The organism is Phormidesmis sp. 146-33 (assembly GCF_052939515.1).
The window spans coordinates 23,509-41,599 of sequence record NZ_JBJPHU010000038.1 but is presented as its reverse complement, the minus strand read 5'-3'; the positions used below and the strand labels follow the sequence as shown (position 1 = coordinate 41,599).

At 48.4% G+C, this 18,091-nt stretch carries 18 protein-coding genes; 11 read left to right on the top strand and 7 right to left on the bottom strand.

What is annotated here, in order from left to right; translation table 11 throughout:
- Window positions 1–47 precede the first annotated feature (47 nt).
- Together menB and menD are read right to left on the bottom strand one after the other, a co-directional pair.
- Window positions 48–878 (bottom strand): 1,4-dihydroxy-2-naphthoyl-CoA synthase, encoded by an 831-nt coding sequence (gene menB, locus ACJ2PR_RS16645; protein WP_446862436.1) that lies wholly within the window; start codon window positions 876–878, stop codon window positions 48–50.
- Between the two features lie 59 nt (window positions 879–937).
- A complete protein-coding gene (gene menD / locus ACJ2PR_RS16640; protein WP_446877818.1) occupies window positions 938–2,671 on the bottom strand; it encodes a 2-succinyl-5-enolpyruvyl-6-hydroxy-3-cyclohexene-1-carboxylic-acid synthase in 1,734 nt (577 codons plus the stop codon).
- A 437-nt stretch (window positions 2,672–3,108) separates the two neighbouring features.
- On the opposite strand from menD, the gene ACJ2PR_RS16635 reads away from it, so the two are divergent.
- Both ACJ2PR_RS16635 and ACJ2PR_RS16630 read left to right on the top strand, forming a co-directional pair.
- A complete protein-coding gene (locus ACJ2PR_RS16635) occupies window positions 3,109–3,654 on the top strand; it encodes an NADPH-dependent FMN reductase (protein WP_446867146.1) in 546 nt (181 codons plus the stop codon).
- Window positions 3,655–3,687: 33 nt separating this feature from the next.
- Window positions 3,688–5,493 carry a M3 family oligoendopeptidase gene (locus tag ACJ2PR_RS16630; protein ID WP_446877817.1) on the top strand — a complete coding sequence of 602 codons (1,806 nt, stop codon included), beginning with the start codon at window positions 3,688–3,690 and terminating at the stop codon, window positions 5,491–5,493.
- 228 nt (window positions 5,494–5,721) lie between these two features.
- Here ACJ2PR_RS16630 and ACJ2PR_RS16625 read toward each other — a convergent pair whose 3' ends face one another.
- Both ACJ2PR_RS16625 and ACJ2PR_RS16620 read right to left on the bottom strand, forming a co-directional pair.
- Entirely contained in the window at window positions 5,722–7,725 is a 2,004-nt protein-coding gene (locus ACJ2PR_RS16625) for a M48 family metallopeptidase (protein WP_446877816.1), read from the bottom strand.
- 6 nt (window positions 7,726–7,731) lie between these two features.
- Window positions 7,732–8,319, bottom strand: coding sequence for a LemA family protein (locus ACJ2PR_RS16620; RefSeq protein ID WP_446867149.1), 588 nt, complete (start codon window positions 8,317–8,319; stop codon window positions 7,732–7,734).
- A gap of 219 nt (window positions 8,320–8,538) precedes the next feature.
- Between ACJ2PR_RS16620 and ACJ2PR_RS16615 the strand changes: the two genes are divergently transcribed.
- The 3 genes from ACJ2PR_RS16615 (at window position 8,539) to ACJ2PR_RS16605 (ending at window position 11,094) form a co-directional block, all read left to right on the top strand.
- Window positions 8,539–9,072 carry a hypothetical protein gene (locus tag ACJ2PR_RS16615; RefSeq protein WP_446862430.1) on the top strand — a complete coding sequence of 178 codons (534 nt, stop codon included), beginning with the start codon at window positions 8,539–8,541 and terminating at the stop codon, window positions 9,070–9,072.
- An 80-nt stretch (window positions 9,073–9,152) separates the two neighbouring features.
- Complete coding sequence (gene ribD / locus ACJ2PR_RS16610) at window positions 9,153–10,268, top strand: bifunctional diaminohydroxyphosphoribosylaminopyrimidine deaminase/5-amino-6-(5-phosphoribosylamino)uracil reductase RibD (protein ID WP_446877815.1); 1,116 nt, start codon at window positions 9,153–9,155, stop codon at window positions 10,266–10,268.
- A 229-nt stretch (window positions 10,269–10,497) separates the two neighbouring features.
- Window positions 10,498–11,094 carry a hypothetical protein gene (locus ACJ2PR_RS16605; RefSeq protein ID WP_446867154.1) on the top strand — a complete coding sequence of 199 codons (597 nt, stop codon included), beginning with the start codon at window positions 10,498–10,500 and terminating at the stop codon, window positions 11,092–11,094.
- Window positions 11,095–11,102: 8 nt separating this feature from the next.
- On the opposite strand, the gene ACJ2PR_RS16600 is transcribed toward ACJ2PR_RS16605, so the two are convergent.
- Complete coding sequence (locus ACJ2PR_RS16600; RefSeq protein ID WP_446862427.1) at window positions 11,103–11,324, bottom strand: hypothetical protein; 222 nt, start codon at window positions 11,322–11,324, stop codon at window positions 11,103–11,105.
- Window positions 11,325–11,603: 279 nt separating this feature from the next.
- Here ACJ2PR_RS16600 and ACJ2PR_RS16595 point away from each other — a divergent pair, with 279 nt between their 5' ends.
- Window positions 11,604–12,068, top strand: a complete 465-nt coding sequence (locus ACJ2PR_RS16595) for a MarR family winged helix-turn-helix transcriptional regulator (RefSeq protein WP_446877814.1) — start codon at window positions 11,604–11,606, stop codon at window positions 12,066–12,068.
- A gap of 8 nt (window positions 12,069–12,076) precedes the next feature.
- Here ACJ2PR_RS16595 and ACJ2PR_RS16590 read toward each other — a convergent pair whose 3' ends face one another.
- Window positions 12,077–12,769: a queuosine precursor transporter gene (locus tag ACJ2PR_RS16590; protein WP_446877813.1), complete on the bottom strand. Its 693-nt coding sequence runs from the start codon at window positions 12,767–12,769 to the stop codon at window positions 12,077–12,079.
- Here ACJ2PR_RS16590 and ACJ2PR_RS16585 point away from each other — a divergent pair.
- The gene (locus ACJ2PR_RS16585; protein ID WP_446877812.1) at window positions 12,768–14,183 is read left to right on the top strand and encodes a hypothetical protein; all 1,416 of its coding nucleotides are present in this window, start codon (window positions 12,768–12,770) and stop codon (window positions 14,181–14,183) included. The genes ACJ2PR_RS16590 and ACJ2PR_RS16585 overlap by 2 nt on opposite strands.
- 238 nt (window positions 14,184–14,421) lie before the next feature.
- Here ACJ2PR_RS16585 and ACJ2PR_RS16580 read toward each other — a convergent pair whose 3' ends face one another.
- A complete protein-coding gene (locus tag ACJ2PR_RS16580; RefSeq protein ID WP_446862423.1) occupies window positions 14,422–14,520 on the bottom strand; it encodes a BrnT family toxin in 99 nt (32 codons plus the stop codon).
- A 137-nt stretch (window positions 14,521–14,657) separates the two neighbouring features.
- Here ACJ2PR_RS16580 and ACJ2PR_RS16575 point away from each other — a divergent pair, with 137 nt between their 5' ends.
- From ACJ2PR_RS16575 to ACJ2PR_RS16560, 4 genes are all read left to right on the top strand, one after another.
- Complete coding sequence (locus ACJ2PR_RS16575) at window positions 14,658–15,098, top strand: M67 family metallopeptidase (RefSeq protein ID WP_446862422.1); 441 nt, start codon at window positions 14,658–14,660, stop codon at window positions 15,096–15,098.
- Between the two features lie 48 nt (window positions 15,099–15,146).
- The gene (gene moeB / locus ACJ2PR_RS16570; protein WP_446877811.1) at window positions 15,147–16,325 is read left to right on the top strand and encodes a molybdopterin-synthase adenylyltransferase MoeB; all 1,179 of its coding nucleotides are present in this window, start codon (window positions 15,147–15,149) and stop codon (window positions 16,323–16,325) included.
- Between the two features lie 67 nt (window positions 16,326–16,392).
- Entirely contained in the window at window positions 16,393–16,959 is a 567-nt protein-coding gene (locus tag ACJ2PR_RS16565; RefSeq protein WP_446877810.1) for a DUF1176 domain-containing protein, read from the top strand.
- Window positions 16,960–17,143: 184 nt separating this feature from the next.
- Window positions 17,144–18,091, top strand: a complete 948-nt coding sequence (locus ACJ2PR_RS16560; protein WP_446877809.1) for a proline dehydrogenase family protein — start codon at window positions 17,144–17,146, stop codon at window positions 18,089–18,091.

Here is an 18,091-nt window from a genome sequence, read left to right as displayed (position 1 = left end):
GGTGCGATTTTTTTGTAACCTGAAGGGCGTTATCCTCAGCCCACACCTCAAGGCAGCCAGGGATATTTACGAAAATCAGGGGAGCGCTTCTCTAAAAAGGCTTGTTTTCCTTCGGAGCCTTCTTCGGTCATGTAGTAGAGTAACGTGGCGTTTCCGGCGAGTTCTTGAAGTCCGGCTTGACCGTCACAGTCAGCATTAAAGGCAGCTTTGAGACAGCGAATGGCGATCGGGCTTTTCTCCAAAATCTCCTCTGCCCATTGGATGCCTTCAGCTTCAAGTTGAGCGATCGGCACGACACAGTTGACTAAGCCCATTTCTAACGCCTGAGCAGCATCGTACTGACGACAGAGATACCAGATTTCTCGCGCCTTTTTTTGTCCCACAATTCGCGCCATGTAGCTGGCTCCAAACCCTCCGTCAAAACTACCGACTTTGGGGCCAGTCTGTCCAAAAATGGCGTTGTCAGCGGCGATCGTCAAGTCACAGAGCAGATGAAGGACATGCCCACCGCCGATCGCATAGCCTGCCACTAGTGCGATGACTACTTTGGGCATTGAGCGAATCAGACGCTGCAAATCCAGTACGTTGAGCCGGGGGACACCTTCTTCATCGATATAGCCTCCCTGCCCCCGAACGCTCTGATCACCCCCTGCACAAAATGCATATTTGCCGTCGGTGTGCGGCCCGGCTCCTGTTAGCAAAATTACGCCGATTCGACTATCTTCGCGGGCATTGCTAAAAGCGTCGTAGAGTTCGACGACGGTCTTGGGTCGAAAGGCGTTGCGTTTGTGGGGACGGTTGATCGTGATTTTGGCGATGCCGTCGGTTTTGTGATAGGTGATGTCTTCGTAGGATTTGACGGCGTGCCAGTCAGTCATAAGGGGTGAGGGGTGAGGGATGAGGAGTGAGGGATGAGGAGTGAGGAGTGAGGAGTGAGTTAGGAGAGGGAGGCGGCGATCGCGCTTAAATTATTTTGTCGCCATTGGGCATCGGATTGACGATCAGTTTTGATTTCTAGGACGCGAATGCCCTGGGGAGGGAGAGGATTTAGCTGCTGGATTAGTTGCTCCCAGGTGTGGATGGGCTGATGGTCAACGTTGTAAGTTTGGCAGAGGTTGGCGAAGTCGATGTTTTGAGGAGTGGCGAAAAATTCTTCAAAGGGCGGGTTGAATTGAGCGATCGGTAACATGCCAAAAATGCCGCCACCGTTGTTGTTGATCACGATAATGGTCAAACTTCCGATCAGGCGATCGCGGTTCAAAAATCCGTTGGTATCATGCAGCAGCGCCAAATCTCCTGTCAAGAGAACGCTGGCTTGATTGTGGTGGGCGATTCCTAATGCTGTCGAGAGAATGCCGTCGATGCCGTTTGCGCCTCGGTTAAAAAAGGGCTGAATTGCGGAGTCGTTGGGCATCCAAAAAAACTCGACATCCCGAATGGGCATACTGCTGGAAATGAAGAGCGGCGTTTTGTGAGGCAGGTGTTGAGAGAGTAACCAGGCGGCTTTTCCTTCAAATAGGGCTGTCTCAGCAGACAGCTTTTGGTCGATCGCGCGTCTCATCTGAGCTTCCATTTCACACCAAAGCTGCGTGTAGGGACTGGGCGCAACGGACTCGGACAACTGGGTAACAAAAGCTTCAATTGAGGTAGGCAGATGAATCGTTTTGCCGTGAAGCGGGTCGAGACTGCGATCGCTCGGATCAATCACCCACTGGTTCGGTTGAGTGGCCGTTAACCATTGGCGCAGTGCCTTGCTGGTCGGCATTTCTCCTACGCGAATCACCACATCGGGCGCTAGTTTGTCTGCGAGTTCTGCGTTTCTCAGAAGGGTGTCGTAGGTGGAAATTAGATAGGGATTTAAGCTGGCGTGGTTTCGCAAGGGCGACAATCCCTCTGCCAAAACGGGCATTCCAAACGTCTTGGAGAGATGGGCGATCGCTTGACAGTAGGCGATCGGATCAGAGGGTTGGGCTGCTCCGGCGAGAATGAGACCGCGGGGCGAGTGAGGGGTGAGGAGTGAGGGGTGAGGAGTGAGAAGTGAGGAGGGAGGGAGTGAGGGGCGAATGTGGTGGAAAAAGTCGGGCGGAAAAGTAGCTTCTAAGGATTGAGTGGCGAGGTGAGCGATCGGCACCAATGGATCACGAAAGGGCAGATTCAAATGGACAACGCCGGGAATGGGATATTGGGTTTGCTGCCAAGCTTGCATCACCGTCTGTCTGAGGTACGCCAGCATGGTTGATTCGGCATCAGGAAGCGCAATCTCAGCGTAAAAGTTGGGATAGGAACCAAAAAGTTTTTGTTGGTCGATCGCTTGTCCCGCGTTGCAGTCTCGTAATTCAGGCGGACGATCGGCGGTCAACACCAACAGCGGCACTCGGCTTTCTCTCGCTTCAATGATTGCTGGATAAAAATTGGCTCCTGCCGTTCCCGATGTGCAAACTAAAACGACAGGCTGATGGGATTTGCGGGCGAGTCCTAATGCAAAAAAAGCGGCCGAGCGCTCATCCAAAATCGGAATTGCCTCAATCTCAGAATGTTGAGCAAACGCGATCGCCAAAGGTGCAGATCGAGAGCCAGGACAGATGATCGCTGTCTTCAAACCCAGACGATGTAATGTTTCGACCAGAACAGATGACCAGAGCGTGTTGAGATTGCGGAAATCGATCGGCATGAAATAAGGGAGGAGGGAGGAGGGAGGAGAAGAGTTTTGAGTTCTAAGTTTTGAGTTCTAAGTTTCAGGTTAAGCGATGGGCGACTTCTTTGAATCTTCCTTTTTAAGGTGAGGTCAGTTCAAAGTCGAGAAAAATTCGTACCTCCCGACTGGTTATCAAAGCCTGATTTAAGTGACTTTGGCTGGCAGTTTAATTGGGTTTAATTTGTGGAGGCAGATTCCGTTCTGATATCCGGGTTGACGAAGGCACTTGTGAAGCGACCTGCGATCGCCGGGTTCATTTCGAGATTTGCACTTTCTAGAGACAACTGTTAGATTAAATGAATTCATAACGACTTCGCTTTAGGGATTCTACCATCGATACAGGTCGGTTTCGTTTAACCTCTGCAAACTAAGCAATAGAACCCTTTGGGAAGATTACTCACACAGGAACAGCAATGGTAAAAGTTGTAGCAATTGGCGGCAGTTTGCGATCGGACTCCTACACCTATCAGGCTCTTCAGCAAGCGGTCGATCGCCTCAATGCTCTGGGCGCTGAGGTCGAAGTATTGGACTTACGGACTCTGAATTTGCCCTTTTGTAATGGGGGCGACGACTATTCTGACTACCCCGATGTTGCGCGACTGCAAAAAGCCGTCAAAGAAGCGGATGCCCTCCTTTTAGCCAGTCCTGAGTATCATGGCAGTGTCAGTGGCGTACTCAAAAATGCGCTCGACTTGATGAGTTTTGAAGAAATGGCGGGCAAAGTGGCAGGTCTGATCAGCGTTTTGGGCGGACAATCCAACAGCAACGCATTGAACGATTTGCGCCTGATCATGAGATGGGTGAATGCCTGGGTGATTCCAGAACAGATTGGTGTCGCTCAAGCTTGGCAAGCCTTTAGTCCCGATGGCAAACTGCTGGACGAAAAACTGTCAGAACGGTTCGATCGCTTTGCCCAAAGCCTCGTCGAAAACACCCGCAAAATTAGAGGCGTTCACTGAAAATTCGGTTACATCGCACAGGGAGATTTGGTCATGGTTCAATCGCTCACTTCTACCAAGCTAGACAGTCCTCAAGAATGGGATTTGTCTGATTTGTATACAGGCTTTGACGATCCGCAGTTAGCCCAAGATCTAGAGACGCTAAAAACAGAAGCCGCAGACTTTCGCGATCGCTTTCGGGGCAAAGTTGCAGAACTGAATGCCGATCGCCTCGTAGAGTGTTTCAAAACGTTGGAAGCGATCGCTCAAAAGTCGGGTTATCTCTATTCCTTTCCGTCGCTGATTTTCTCGGCTGACACGCGCAACACAGAGGCGAAACAGTTTCTTGACAAAGTAATGGAAGCGTTGACGGCGGTTGAAAATCAGCTTTTGTTTTTTGATCTGGAACTGCAAGGATTGACCGCAGAGCAGTTTGATCAACTCCAAAAAGCAGCGATTCTGCAACCCTACGGTCATTATTTGAACAAGATTGCCAAATATCGTCCCCACACCCTGTCTGAAGCGGTTGAGCAAACTCGAAATCAAGACAGCTTAACCGGACGGCAGGCGTTTATTCAACTGCGATCGATTCACTTGGGCGAACAGCAATACGAATCTGTCACTACTCCAGAAGGCAAAACCGTCAGTACCGAAGCAGATTTGAGCGCGCTGGCGTTTCATCCTCATCCCGAAACTCGCGAAGCGGCTTATCGATCGGTGCGTCAGGTGATGGGACAGCACAACTCGCTGTATGGCTACATTCTCAACACCGTCGCTCAAGATCACAAGATCGAAAATCAGATGCGCGGTTACGACTCGACGCTGCACAAACAACTGTTAGCGGATGAAGTGTCAGAACCCGTGTTTCGCGCCGTCATGGAAGGGACTCACAGCCGATTTGATTTGTTTCAGCGCTACTATCGGCTCAAGGGACAAGCGATCGGGCAAAAGATTCGTCTCTGCGACATTTACGCACCCTGGACGACCGACGAGCAGATTTCGCCCATTCCTTACAAAGCTGGCGTGGAAACGTTGATTTCGGCACTCGACCAGTTTGACCCGAACTATGCTCGTCGCGCCGAGGAATTTTTTATCAAAGACTGGGTAGACGCAAAAGTTCGTCCCGGCAAGCGAGGAGGAGCGTTTTGCGCTTATAGCTACGGCAAACACAGCTATTTGTTGTTGTCTTATACCGATGATTACAACTCACTGTTTACTTTGGCTCACGAAATGGGTCACGGCTTACACTTTGCCTGGATCGACGATCGCCAAACCTACTTCAATAGCAATCCGCCGATGGTGCTGGCCGAAATTGCTTCTACATTCAACGAGTTGTTGTTGCTGGATTATTTGCTCAAGCAAGCCAAAGGTGACAAGGCTTTAACCAAATCTCTGATCACTCGTCAGCTAGAAGACCAGCTCAATCTATTGTTTCGACAAAGCACGATTAGCCGATTGGAATTGTTGGTACACGATCGCGCCGCTCAGGGCAGTTTTGATTCCAGCTTCGTCAATGAGCAGTGGACGAACCTCTATCAAGAACTCTGTGGCGATGCGGTCGAAGTGCTGCCAGAGCATCAATATGATTGGGCGAGAATTGGTCACATTTACTTCAAGCCATACTACTGCTACCAATACACCGCCTCGAATATTGTCAGTCTGGCCTGCTATCAAAAATATCTGGAGGTCGGCAAAGACTTTATTCCTGGCTATTTAGAACTGCTGGCAGCGGGAGGCAGTCAAGATCAAGTCGAAGCCCTGCGTCACTATGTCGGCGTGGACATCGAAGATCCTGAAACGATTCGAGGCGCACTCACCTATGTCGAAAATCTGTTAAATCAGCTTGAATCGACGTTGTAAAAGACGCTAAACGCGAGTCTGATCAAGCTTTATGCTTCGATTTCAAATTCGGGAAGCCCCCTAAATCCCCCACAAGTGAGGGACTTTGAACTAGAACTCTTGCCTCAAAGTCTCCAGAATGGGGGGCAGAAGCGCTGAACAACGAAGTGAATAAACTTGATAGTTTATTAATCATCATCCGAATCGCTCCCTTCAAAATTTCCAAAATTCCAAAACTAATTCGACCCCTTAAAGCACAGGTTGTTTTTTGGGGTTGCTTTGTTTTTTGTTGAGAAACGGCGGCAGGGGACAATCCAAAGCGATCGCTACCGCCCTCAATAATTCCGCCTCCGAATCAGTCACTGTGTTGTCGAGCAAAACTGTGTAAGAGCAGGCTTCGACGATCGCTTGCTTGAGTTTTGGTGTGGCTGCACCCAGTCGAGTCAGGCTTTTTTTGAGTTCGCTGAAGTTAGAAGGGGGAGGAGCGTTGGGCATTTCTTGCTGGCTGGCACCGGGGAGGCAAAACAGTCCTGATCGGAAGGCATAGGCGATCGTGTCAGGGGTCTTTTGTCCGATTTGAGCGATTGATGAAATGATCAATCCGCAGTCTGTCCAAATTTCGCTCAAACTTGAAAACTGTTCGGTCTGAGTTTGAGAAGCCTGAAGCCGACGCTGCAAAATCACAAATACGACAAACTTGCTGAGCGTCCAGCGGCCTTCAACTTTGATCAGTCCTTGAATGGCGATGAATAATTTTTTGATTTGATTTGTAGAAATTTGTCGCAGAGCAGGAACTGTCAGATCTAACAAAGAAAGGCGATCGCGGTCTGCAATCTGTTCCACTTCTGCTCTCAACATCAGCACTTGCTCGACCAATTCTTCTGATCCGACCTGACGCAGCCAGTCTATTTGTTGAGTTTGAAACTGAGGATTGAGCAGGAGCGCGTAAACGATCGCCGTTGCCCCTTCACAAGTCTGAATTTCTGACTGCAAAACTTCGTTTAACCAGGATTCTGAACGGATTGGCGGAACAGGCTTGATGGCCGCAGATCCCCCTGCAAATCCCATGATTGAACTTGAGCTTGCATGACTGGAGCCAGCAAGCGGCGTTTCTGACAAAGGCACATTTTGCAAACCGCCCAGGCGACGAATCCGATGTAGCAGCGGTGGATGAGTTGCCCACAGATCGTCAAACCAACTCAGCTTTAAGGCATTGCCAAAAAACATGTGGCTGGCTTCGTCTGCATAAGGGGACTTCACTTGAGACCCCAAATTGCCAATTTTCTGCAACGCTCCAGAAATGCCGGCCGGATTGCGCGTGAACTGTACCGCTGACGCATCCGCCAAAAATTCTCGTTGACGGGAAATCGCACTTTGAATCAGTCGCCCAAAGAAGAGACCCACCAAACCGATCGTCGTCACTGCCAGACCCAAATACCAGAGCCAGCGATTGTCTCGATCTTCGAGTGCGATCATGATCCTGCCTGTGATGTAGACAAACAAAATCCCGTGAAGCAGTCCTATTAGCCGCAAATTGAGCCGCATATCTCCGTTGAGAATGTGACTAAATTCGTGCCCGATCACGCCCTGCAACTCATCTCGATTTAACTGTTCTAGACAGCCACGAGTCACGCCGATTACGGCATTGTCGATCGTATGTCCCGCAGCAAAGGCATTAATTCCCGTCTCATTGTCCAAAATGTAAACGGCTGGTACTTTCATGTTGGCGGCGATCGCCATTTCTTCGACCACATTTAATAGCTGCTGCTGTTCTTCAGTTTCGACGGTTTCAGCGAGCAGCAAGCGGCCGCCCAGTTCTTGAGCGATGACACTGCCTCCCGCCTGCAATGTGAAAACTTTGTACCAACTGGCCCCGCCAATCACCAAAATGGTCAACGTGAATACCCAGAAGAAAATTTTGGGATGCCACCAGCCGATCGCCGTTGACTTACAAGAGGAACTTGAGCGCGGAGAGCCGATCGGAGTCGAGGAACCAGATCGCGATCGCCAACTAGAACTCGTGCCCGAAAACCCTGAAGACCCGCCACTTCTAGAGCGCTTGCTGGCGACAAACGTGACGCTTGGCGATTCCGGTTCAACGAAACTCAGACAACGACTGGGCGACGCAAGATTGAAGGTGGCGATCGTCGCCAGGTAGATCAAAATAATCATCGACAAAACGGACAACCCAAACAGCCCCACCAGCTTTTGAGTGTTTGCCCGTGCCTGATCCTGATGTTCAAAAAAGTTCATGGCAGTCTAGAACGATACGCGGGGAGCAGCTTTCACTTCGGGAGCGACCTCGGCCAGCAGTTCTGCCGCCGCAAAGTTAAAAGCCCCTGCGACCAGATTGCTCGGAAACACTTCTCGCTTGGTGTTGTAGACCGTCACGCCATCGTTGAAAGCTTGACGCGCAAACGCAACTTTGTTCTCAGTGGACGACAACTCTTCCATCACGCGGGTCATCGTCTGGTCTGCTTTGAGATCAGGATAAGCTTCTGAAATGGCGATAAACCGACCCAATGCGCCTGTGAGTGCAGCTTCGGCGCTACCCAACTGCTGCATTGCCTGGGGATCACCGGGAGTTTGGGCGGCTCGACTGTTAGCAGTAATGGCAGAGTTGCGGGCCGCGATCACCGCTTGCAGAGTTTCTTGCTCATACTTCATGTAGCCTTTGGCCGTCTCGATCAGATTGGGAATCAAATCGTATCGTCGCTGAAGTTGAACATCGATTTGAGAGTAGGCGTTTTTGTAGCGATTGCGAAGCGTCACCAGTCGGTTGTAGGCATCGATCACGATATAGCCGATCAGTAAAATCAGCCCGACCAAAAAAATCAAAAATCCCATAGCAAACAATCCTGATTGAGAAGCTAAAAAAGGTTTACAGTCTCGATCGCCAGTATTCCCTTCCCCTTTCTCAACTCAACGCTGTTCTTCACATACCCATTCATCCAAGCTTTACTGAAGAATAATTAAATTCCTCCTCTCGTCCCTGAGCAAACCCCGATCAAAGGTTTAGAATTCAAACAGAAATAGCCACCGCCCTCACTCTCCCCCTATAGTTTTGTGACAGTTACACGTTTCTTGCGAAAGACGGGTCTAGTACGCCGACAGACTCATCTGTCCGTGATGATATTTCCCGATGAAGTATCTGCATTTCAGGCGTATCGATTGCTGCATTATTACGGAATTTCACCTGAGCATTTGGCGATCGTGGGTCGAGGGTACAGCAGCCCAGAACACGTTGGCTTACTCAAACCCATGCAGATCGCTACCCGTAAGGCGCGATCGTTTTCTCTATTGGCGGGCACATTGGGTACGATCTTCGGTCTAGCGCTGTTTCTATATCAAGGCCCTAGCGAGGTCGATTGGGAGCATTTTCGTCATTTGCTGGTTATTCCTGCATTTGGGATCGTGAGCGGGTTTTGTGGTGCAGTGGTCGGCGGCCTGTTTGGCTTGTTTGGAGAAGGCACGACGGTTAGTGTCTATCGTCACCATCTCAACCGGGGACAATATTTGCTGATGATGGAAGGGCCAGAAAAGCTGGTGCGCTGGGGTCAAGAAGTGCTAAGTCAGTATTCCACGTCGCGATCGTCCTAGCCGTTCTAACCTGAAACTTTTCTCCTTCAGTGATTCAATAAGTGATGAACTAAGATACTCACTCGGATTGAGAAGGCTGAATGAAAATTTCGGTAGATGAACTAGGTGAACTCGATCGCACTCTCATGCATCGCTGTTTGGAATTGGCGCGACAGGCGATCGGGCAGACGGCTCCCAACCCCTTAGTGGGCTGTGTGGTCGTTCAAGATAGGGAAATTGTGGGTGAAGGCTTTCATCCCAAGGCGGGACAGCCCCATGCAGAAGTGTTTGCGCTGAGAGCGGCGGGTAATCGTGCCCAAAATGCGACCCTTTACGTCAATCTGGAACCCTGCAATCATTACGGCCGCACGCCTCCCTGCTCTGAAGCGATCATTGCAGCCGGAATTTGGCGAGTCGTTGTGGGCATGGTTGATCCCAATCCGCAGGTGGCAGGAAGCGGCATTGCTCGACTCAGAGCAGCCGGAATCGAAGTGGTTGTGGGCGTTGAAGAAGCAGCGTGTCAGACTCTCAACGAAGCCTTTGTGCATCGCATTCTGCATCATCGTCCGTTTGGCATTCTCAAATACGCCATGACCCTAGACGGCAAAATTGCGGCGACTACAGGACACAGCAGTTGGGTGACGGGGGCAGCTTCTCGAAATCGAGTCCATCAGTTGCGATCGACCTGCGACGCGGTAATCATCGGGGGCAACACGGTTCGCAAAGACAATCCTCAATTAACGACGCACAATGTTTCAAATCACAATCCTCTGCGCGTGGTGATGAGTCGATCGCTCGATCTGCCTACCGATGCTCATTTGTGGAATACCGAAGCTGTTCCCACGATCGTATTCACAGGGTTAGCAGCCGATTGGGAAGTTGAGAAAACACTCACCCAGCAAGGCGTAGAAGTCGTAAAACTGGACTCGTTAACGCCGACTCAGGTCATGGCTAATTTGTACGATCGAGGCTGTCTCTCGGTTCTCTGGGAGTGTGGCGGAATGCTGGCGGCGCAGGCGATCGGGCAGAAATGTGTTCAAAAAGTGCTGGCGTTTATTGCTCCCAAGATTATTGGTGGAGTTGGTGCCCCTTCTCCGGTGGGCGATCTGGGATTGGTGGCGATGACACAAGCTTTGGAACTGGAGCGAGTTAGCTGGGAAGCGATCGGCTCTGATTTTTTACTGCAAGGGTATTTGAAGGTGAGGAGTGAGGAGTGAGGGGTTAATTCAAAACTTGAAAGGGCGTTGCTGAATCAGGGGGTGAATTGCCCCAGAGCGGAGGGAAGCCCAATGCTCAAAGTCCCCCATTTTTGGGGGTTTAGGGGGCGGAAAGATTGACACTTCCCAACAGATTCATCCCTCCAATCAGCAACGCCCTTGAAAGAAGTTTCTCAGGGAGAACTTTTGCCTGTACACTACACCCTACTCCCCACGCCCTACTTTCTTAATGAGCGAAATCACCCTTTTGAGCTTGTTGGTTGGCAGTCTCGGATTGCAGGCAGTGGTTGGAGGTGGATGGTTGCGGTGGCAACAGTCAAAATTGCAGCAAGTCTGTGAGGAGGAAGAAGAAACCTTGACCCCTTACGAATCTAACGACACAGCAACGACTTCTACCCAAAAAAACGGCTCAAAAAAACCGCCCAAAGATCCTCGACTCGTCGGCTGGGAATTTAAAATCGTACGATCGCATCAAGACCTGTTTCGCGATCCAACAGTGTTGCAACGACTGTGTGAAGAAGAGTCGCACGCTGGCTGGATTTTATTGGAAAAACTGGACGATCGACGGATTCGATTTAAGCGTCCGATCGCGCTCCGGGAAATCATCAAGTCCGACATGATGACGATCGATCCCTACCGCAGTTATTATGGCGCTTCTGGAAATTCAAGACTTTGGGTGATGGCGATCGTCAGTATAATGCTTCTGACTTTGCCTGCTTATCTGGGCTTTATGCTGGTCTCTGCCACGCTCAATAAACCGCCTTCACCCATAAACTCAATTCAGAAGGGTTCACCCATCACGCTTCCCAAAACAACCCCAGAATAAAGCTCACTCTAGCTGGCAGCCAAACGATTGTGGGCCAGATCGCGGATTAGCGTCAGTTTGGAGTGAATGTAGCTCCGCAGAAGCGTGGTTTCTTCAGGGTTGAGGGGGCGCTGAGTGGGAAATTGTCGCAGTAAACATTGGACGAGGCTGGTGTCGTCGAGATTCAAAAGCAGGGTTGCTTGAGTCGTTTCGATCAGAGACCAGAGTTGACGAAGCGTTGAGGGATTCATGGGATTTTGAAGAGGTGACGGATGACCAAAAGAATTTGCCTTGTGTTCACCATACTGAATCTTTTAAGCGTCGATCGAGGATCTCACAAGATGCAAAAGAGTTACAAAAAGCTTAACTAAGCGATTCATAACTTGATGTGTAATCAGAAACAAAAGTCAGAGAATAATCAGGCACGAATCTTTAAAGTTTGGATTAGTACATTCGATATGTAATACTGAAAATAATAAATACATTCAATCCTCTGTCTTGTGAAGCAAACAAAGGTTAACAAAACAAAATTGACCCCTTCCAAACTGACCGCTGATAGTGCGGCAAATCAACCTTTTTTGGCGACTTTGCGCGAACTCGTCCAAACCTATCAAGCCTTTTGTGCGTATGAAGAACCCCACATTCGTGAACTCGGCTTAACGTCCCCTCAGTTTGATGTGATTGCGACGCTGGGAAATACGCCCGGTATGTTTATGAATCAGTTAGCGGAAAAAACGCTGGTGACGAAAGGAACGCTGACGGGAATTATCGATCGCTTAGAACAAAAAGGCTTTGTCCGTCGAGAAGTTCCGCCCGAAAATCGACGCTGTTTTCTGATTGTTTTGACCCCGGAAGGTGAGCAGGTTTTTAACAATATCTTTCCAGTTCATATTAGTTATCTAAAAGAACGATTTGATCAACTTAGCGAATCAGAATTGAGTGAGATCAAAACATCGTTAAAACGGTTGAGAGAAATCTTTGAGCAGCCTTCTTAACTCTATTTTTAAGAAGTCGATCGCTCCGATTCCCTTAAGGCAAAAGGATTAAAGTTCGTGTTCACATCATAGAAATCTTCTCTTTCTTGACGCTTTAACCAGCTTGTCAAAATGTAGGTAATGGGCGTAAACAAAATCTCAATGCCGCATTTGAACAGGTAGTTTGAGATGATTAGTGTCAGCAACAGCGAATCAGGCACGACTCCTGTAAAGCTGATCAGAACAAAGATTCCGGTGTCTAGAAGTTGACCAACCAGTGTGGAAGTGATCGTGCGGCTCCAAAGCCACTTTCCACGGGTGATAATCTTCAGCTTTGCCAAAATCCAGGAGTTAGAAAATTCACCGACAAAATAAGCGATCAAGCTGGCGATAACGATGCGAGGAGCCAGCCCTAAAATCTGCTCGTAAGCTGTCTGATACTGCCAATCTGCGGCTGGAGGAAGCGCTCCAACAATAATCAAAGTTAATGACATCAGCAATGCTGAGAAGAATCCTAACCAGATTACTTTTCGCGATCGCTGATACCCGTAAACCTCCGTCAAAATATCACCAAAAATATAGCTAAGAGGAAACAATAACGTTCCCCCGTCAAAGGTGAACCAACCAAAATCAACAATCTTGGTAGATGCAATATTCGAGATCAGTAATACCGCTACAAACAAGGCTGTAATCGAATCGAGATGCTGATATGACTTAGACATGGACTCAAAAATCTATCGTAAGATACGTTTCTACGAGTACAGTGAAGGCTATGTTAGCCAAATGCGATCGGAGGATCAAAGCGTGAATTCTATTCTAGAGCGGACAAGAGTGCTAAAACAGGCATTGACAGATTTTGTCTACGACGCTGAGGGAAACTTGGCGACTGCTTTGGAGACATTCACAGCTGAACAGTTAGCAAAGTCACAGCAAAAAGATACTAAGCAGCGTGATTTAGCCGTAGATACTTTCTTAAACGCTGGGCGAATTGGAGAGAAAACACCGATCGATTTATTTATCGAAAGCGAAACAGAATTATCGGAAGGCGATCGCCAACTGTTAACGGAATGGAAACAAAATTTCACAGGATTGTTTGTCGTTCAGCAAATGTTACCCGATGGGTTTGAGTTGAGAAACTGGCTGACCGATAAAACTTACATTGTGAAGCCCAACGATCCGGCAATGCTAGAAGAAATGACTCGGTTCAAGTTGGGAGAAATTTTGTTAACGCGAATTGCACCCGTTGAAGATTACTGGACGTTCTTCAGTTCGTACACTCAGATGGGCAATTTGGGCAAACCAAAACTAGCGGTCGCGATCGGCAACTTCAAGCAAAATCACAAACCAGATCTCTACGGCGACGCTCCAGAACTATTGGAGGAAGCCTGGAAATCAGTCGATCGCTATCACCAAGATTTTCTCGAATTTTTTGGCAGTGATGAAGTGACGCTACCGGGCTATCAATTGGGCAAAAAGGTGGCTGAGTTTCAAGAGTTTATGACGCAGCGCAGTTTAGAAGCTGCCGGAGTGGACAGCTCTAAATCTCTCGCAGAAATTGCCACTGATGCAGGCATGACCGATGAGGAATTGGAAGAAGCGGCCGAAGCGATGGGGATGGATTCTCAAGCCGCTGCAAAAATGCTCAAAAGCAAAGACTCGTTGAAAATGGCCGCTCCTCAAGTTAACCTGCCTCCTGATATCAAGAAAGCAGAACAAGTGACCGTTTTGGCACATCCCAAATGGGGGCAATCGCTTTTAACGAACTATCAACAATTCACTGATCTTCTGCAAACCGACGATTGGCAAAGTGTAAAAGGTTCTGATAAATTGATTCGCAAATATTTAGAAGACCCGACGATTAACGCCTTTGTTTGGTATCGATTAGCAGAAACTTATCCAACTCAATTAGAGAAGATTTTGCGAGAGTTTTTGCAGCAGCCAGACTTTCAACTTAAGCGCGATTTGGGTGGATTGCTGCGATCGTACCAAAAATCCACCGAACCAGAACTTCCAGAAATTGCCAGCGTACCGATTCATTTACACAATCTCTTTCAAGAAGCGCTGTCAGAAGTCACCAAATCTCAGCCCAAAAACAAAGGCGACAAAAAGGGAAGCAAAGGATTTCAACGAGCCTAGGATCGCGAATTAAATATGTGTAGGTTGGGTTGAAACATGAAACCCAACGGCTTCTAGGATGTCGGGTTTCGCAAGGCTCTACCCAACCTACGACCTGACTTTTTATACTTCTCAAACATCACCATGATCGGTAAACGAAACTAACAGCAAGCGATCGCTCTGAGAATGTCCAATTATAATCTCGCGCCTCTCATCTTTTGAATGAGCCTCATCGTCAAAAATAACTGCCAACGTATTCTCAAAGACAGTTATCAAAGACAGTTTTAGCTTCTTCAAAGCTGACATTATGCTTCTTCAGGTTAGCCGCTGCTTTTGACTGATCCCACTCAAACTCCATGTCAAAATCATAGCCGATCGCTCATCAGCCCAACTACGCAGAAATTTGCAGTCCCTCAAACACTCTTCACAACTCTATAATTTTTCGCATCCTGATCCTGTCATAGAATAGATCTCTGGATTTGCACAGCATTTGTAGTGGTTCTCAAACTCAATTCTCAGCAGCTTCAGACGATCGTCACTCATGCACAAGGCACCTATCCCGAAGAGTGCTGTGGTTTGCTGCTGGGTACGATCGACCCCACGGGCAAAACGGTCATTGAGGTCAAACCGATCGAAAATACCTGGAACGCCGATGAAGCTGCGATCCCCAAAACTCGCCGTTACTCGATTGCACCCCAAGCGATGTTAGCAACGATGCGAGAAGCCCGCGATCGCAACCTCACCCTCATTGGCATTTATCATTCTCATCCTGACAATCCAGCCTTGCCCTCGGAGTGCGATCGTCAGCTTGCCTGGCAGGAGTATTCTTATGCGATCGTTTCGGTTCAGTCGGGACGGGCGATCGATTGGCAAAGCTGGACGCTGGATGAGGCTCACCAGTTTCAACCCGAAGAAATTCTCACAATGCGACTGTGATCCCCGATCGCTTCAACGTTCAGAAAACACTCACTTTCATCCGCCGCCATGCTAAGTCCCAATCTGGATGATATTCAGTTAACCAATGAAGAATACGCTCGTTACTCAAGGCACATTATTTTGCCAGAAGTCGGGCTAGATGGTCAAAAACGCCTCAAAGCCGCCAGCGTCCTCTGTGTCGGGACGGGTGGGCTAGGGTCTCCCCTGTTGCTCTATCTCGCTGCCGCTGGGATCGGACGAATCGGTATCGTCGATTTTGACACGGTGGATAGCTCCAATTTGCATCGCCAAATCATTCACGGCACCTCCTGGGTCGGCAAGCCTAAGATCGAGTCGGCAAAAAGTCGCATTCTCGAAATCAATCCTACTTGTCAAGTCGATCTGTACGAAACGCGCCTCAGTGCCGAGAATGCGCTGGATATTGCTCGTCCCTACGATCTGGTGATTGACGGAACCGACAACTTTCCGACGCGCTATCTAGTGAATGATGTCTGCGTGTTGTTAGGCAAGCCAAACGTTTACGGTTCGATCTTCCGATTTGAAGGTCAGGCGACCGTGTTCAATTACGAAGGCGGCCCCAACTATCGCGACTTGTATCCCGAACCACCGCCTCCTGGACTCGTTCCTTCTTGCGCTGAAGGTGGCGTTTTGGGCGTGTTGTGCGGCATCATTGGAACCATCCAGGCGACAGAAGCCGTCAAGATTATTCTCGGACAGGGCACGACTTTGAGCGGACGGCTCCTACTTTACAACGCCTTGAATATGACGTTTCGAGAGTTGAAGCTGCGACCCAATCCGGTGCGCCCTGTGATTGAGAAACTGGTTGACTACGAAGAGTTTTGTGGCATTCCTCAAGCAAAAGCAGCCGAAGAGAAGGAGCGTGCAAACATGACAGAAATGACGGTTCAAGAACTGAAACAACTGATTGACAGTGGAGCGATCGGTCAAGACTATGTTCTCCTTGATGTTCGCAATCCAAATGAATACGAGATCGCCAAGATCCCTGGTTCAATTTTGGTGCCCCTGCCGGATATTGAGAAGGGCGAAGGCATCGAAAAGGTGAAAGAATTGCTCAACGGACACAAGCTGATTGCTCACTGCAAAATGGGGGGGCGATCAGCAAAAGCTCTGGCAATCCTCAAAGAATCCGGAATTGAAGGAACCAATTTGAAAGGGGGAATTACTGCCTGGAGCCAAGAAGTAGACGCTTCGGTTCCACAGTACTAGCTGTTAGTTGTAAAAGGGGTTGCTAACGGGCGGCCCTTTTTTTGTGATCTTATTTTTTGGAGAACAAATGCCTCTCAATCTGATTAAAGTTGGTTCAGTTTTATTAGCGACAACGCTACTTTTTACTTCCCAAACATTCGCTAAACCACTGGCTCAAAAAGCTGAAACAAAACTCTCTCCTTATCAATCTCGGATTGTCAATCGCTTACAGAAATGTCCTTATGGTTCTCAACCAGATGCCCTTCAAAGATCCAGTTTTTTGAGAGTGGGCAATCAGAAATACATTGTTCAAATTATGTGCAATTTTGGGGCTTATCAGGGAGCCTTTGAATACTATTTGTTAACCGAAAGTGCAGGTAAAACTCAATTCAAACCGCTCAATTTATTGAAGATTGGCGAACGTGGAGAAAAGCTAGTTGACAATACGTTAGTGGGTTATCCTACTTATGATTCATCTAAAAAAGAACTGACTGTTTTTACCAAAAGTCGAGGGATTGGAGACTGCGGAAGCTTTGGACGATATCAATTTGAGAACGATCGCTTTGTCGCCCAAGAAATCAGAATCAAATCTGAATGTGACGGCAAATACGTCGAGCCTGAAAAGTATCAGAAAGTTTATCCATCATCCAGGTAAATCGGGAGCATCCTAATTGTGCAAAATCTCGGATTGCCCTCATCCCCAGCCCTTCTCCCCAGGGAGAAGGGAGTCAGATCTCTTGTTCCCTCTCCTTGGGGAGAGGGTTAGGGTGAGGGCAGAAAGACTGTGCTACACAATTGGGATGCTTCCGGTAAATCATTCGTGAGAAGCATTGAACAATATGAGTGTTGAACTTGAAGCGGCTGAGGCATTGCGGCACATTGCACTGGATGAAACAGTTAAGTTATATGTTTTGAAACATCCACCGATCTATCAAGCTCTGCGTCATGCAGCAATGCGTTTTATTGGGGGTGAGACGCTAACAAACTGTGTCGAAATTACAAAATCTTTGAATGAGCAAAGTCATGCCGTCACTATTGACTTTATGGGTGAAAGCACTCGTGATGCTGAAATGGCAGAACACGCGACACAGGAATTTTTGAACGTGATTGAAGCGATCGCGAATCAAAATCTTGATGCTTCTATCTCTCTGGATTTGTCCCACATTGGTATGGTCATTGATGCGGAACTTGGCTACAAAAACGCTTTTATTTTGGCTGAAGCTGTTCAACAAACGGGTTTAGAAATGATGATCAGCATGGAAGGAACGGATCGAACCGCTCTAATTTTAGAAATCCATCAGCGTCTATGTGAGCAATTCAATAACGTTGGCATCACACTGCAAGCTTACTTACATCGAACCTCGAATGATTTAGCTAACGCCTTGCAGCGCCCAGGCAAAATTAGGTTGGTCAAGGGAGCCTTTGAAGCGCCATCAAATCTTGCGCGATCGAGAGGTGCTGAACTTGACACCGCCTACCGTCAGCTAATAGAAACGCTGCTAAAAAGTGGGCATTCTTGCTCGATCGCAACCCACGACCAATCTTTGCTAAATGATGCACACAAATTGATTCAGGAGCAAAATATCGTCTCTGCAAAAATCGAATTTGAAATGCTACAAGGGGTGACACCAGAGCGTCTGAAAACGATGAGTGAGTTGGGATATCGTACCCGCGTCTACCTTCCCTACGGTCAAGAATGGCATCTATATTTGTGCAATCGTCTGGCTGAATATCCACCCAATCTCTATCAAGCGATCGTTGATATTACAAAGCACAGCTACAGGTAA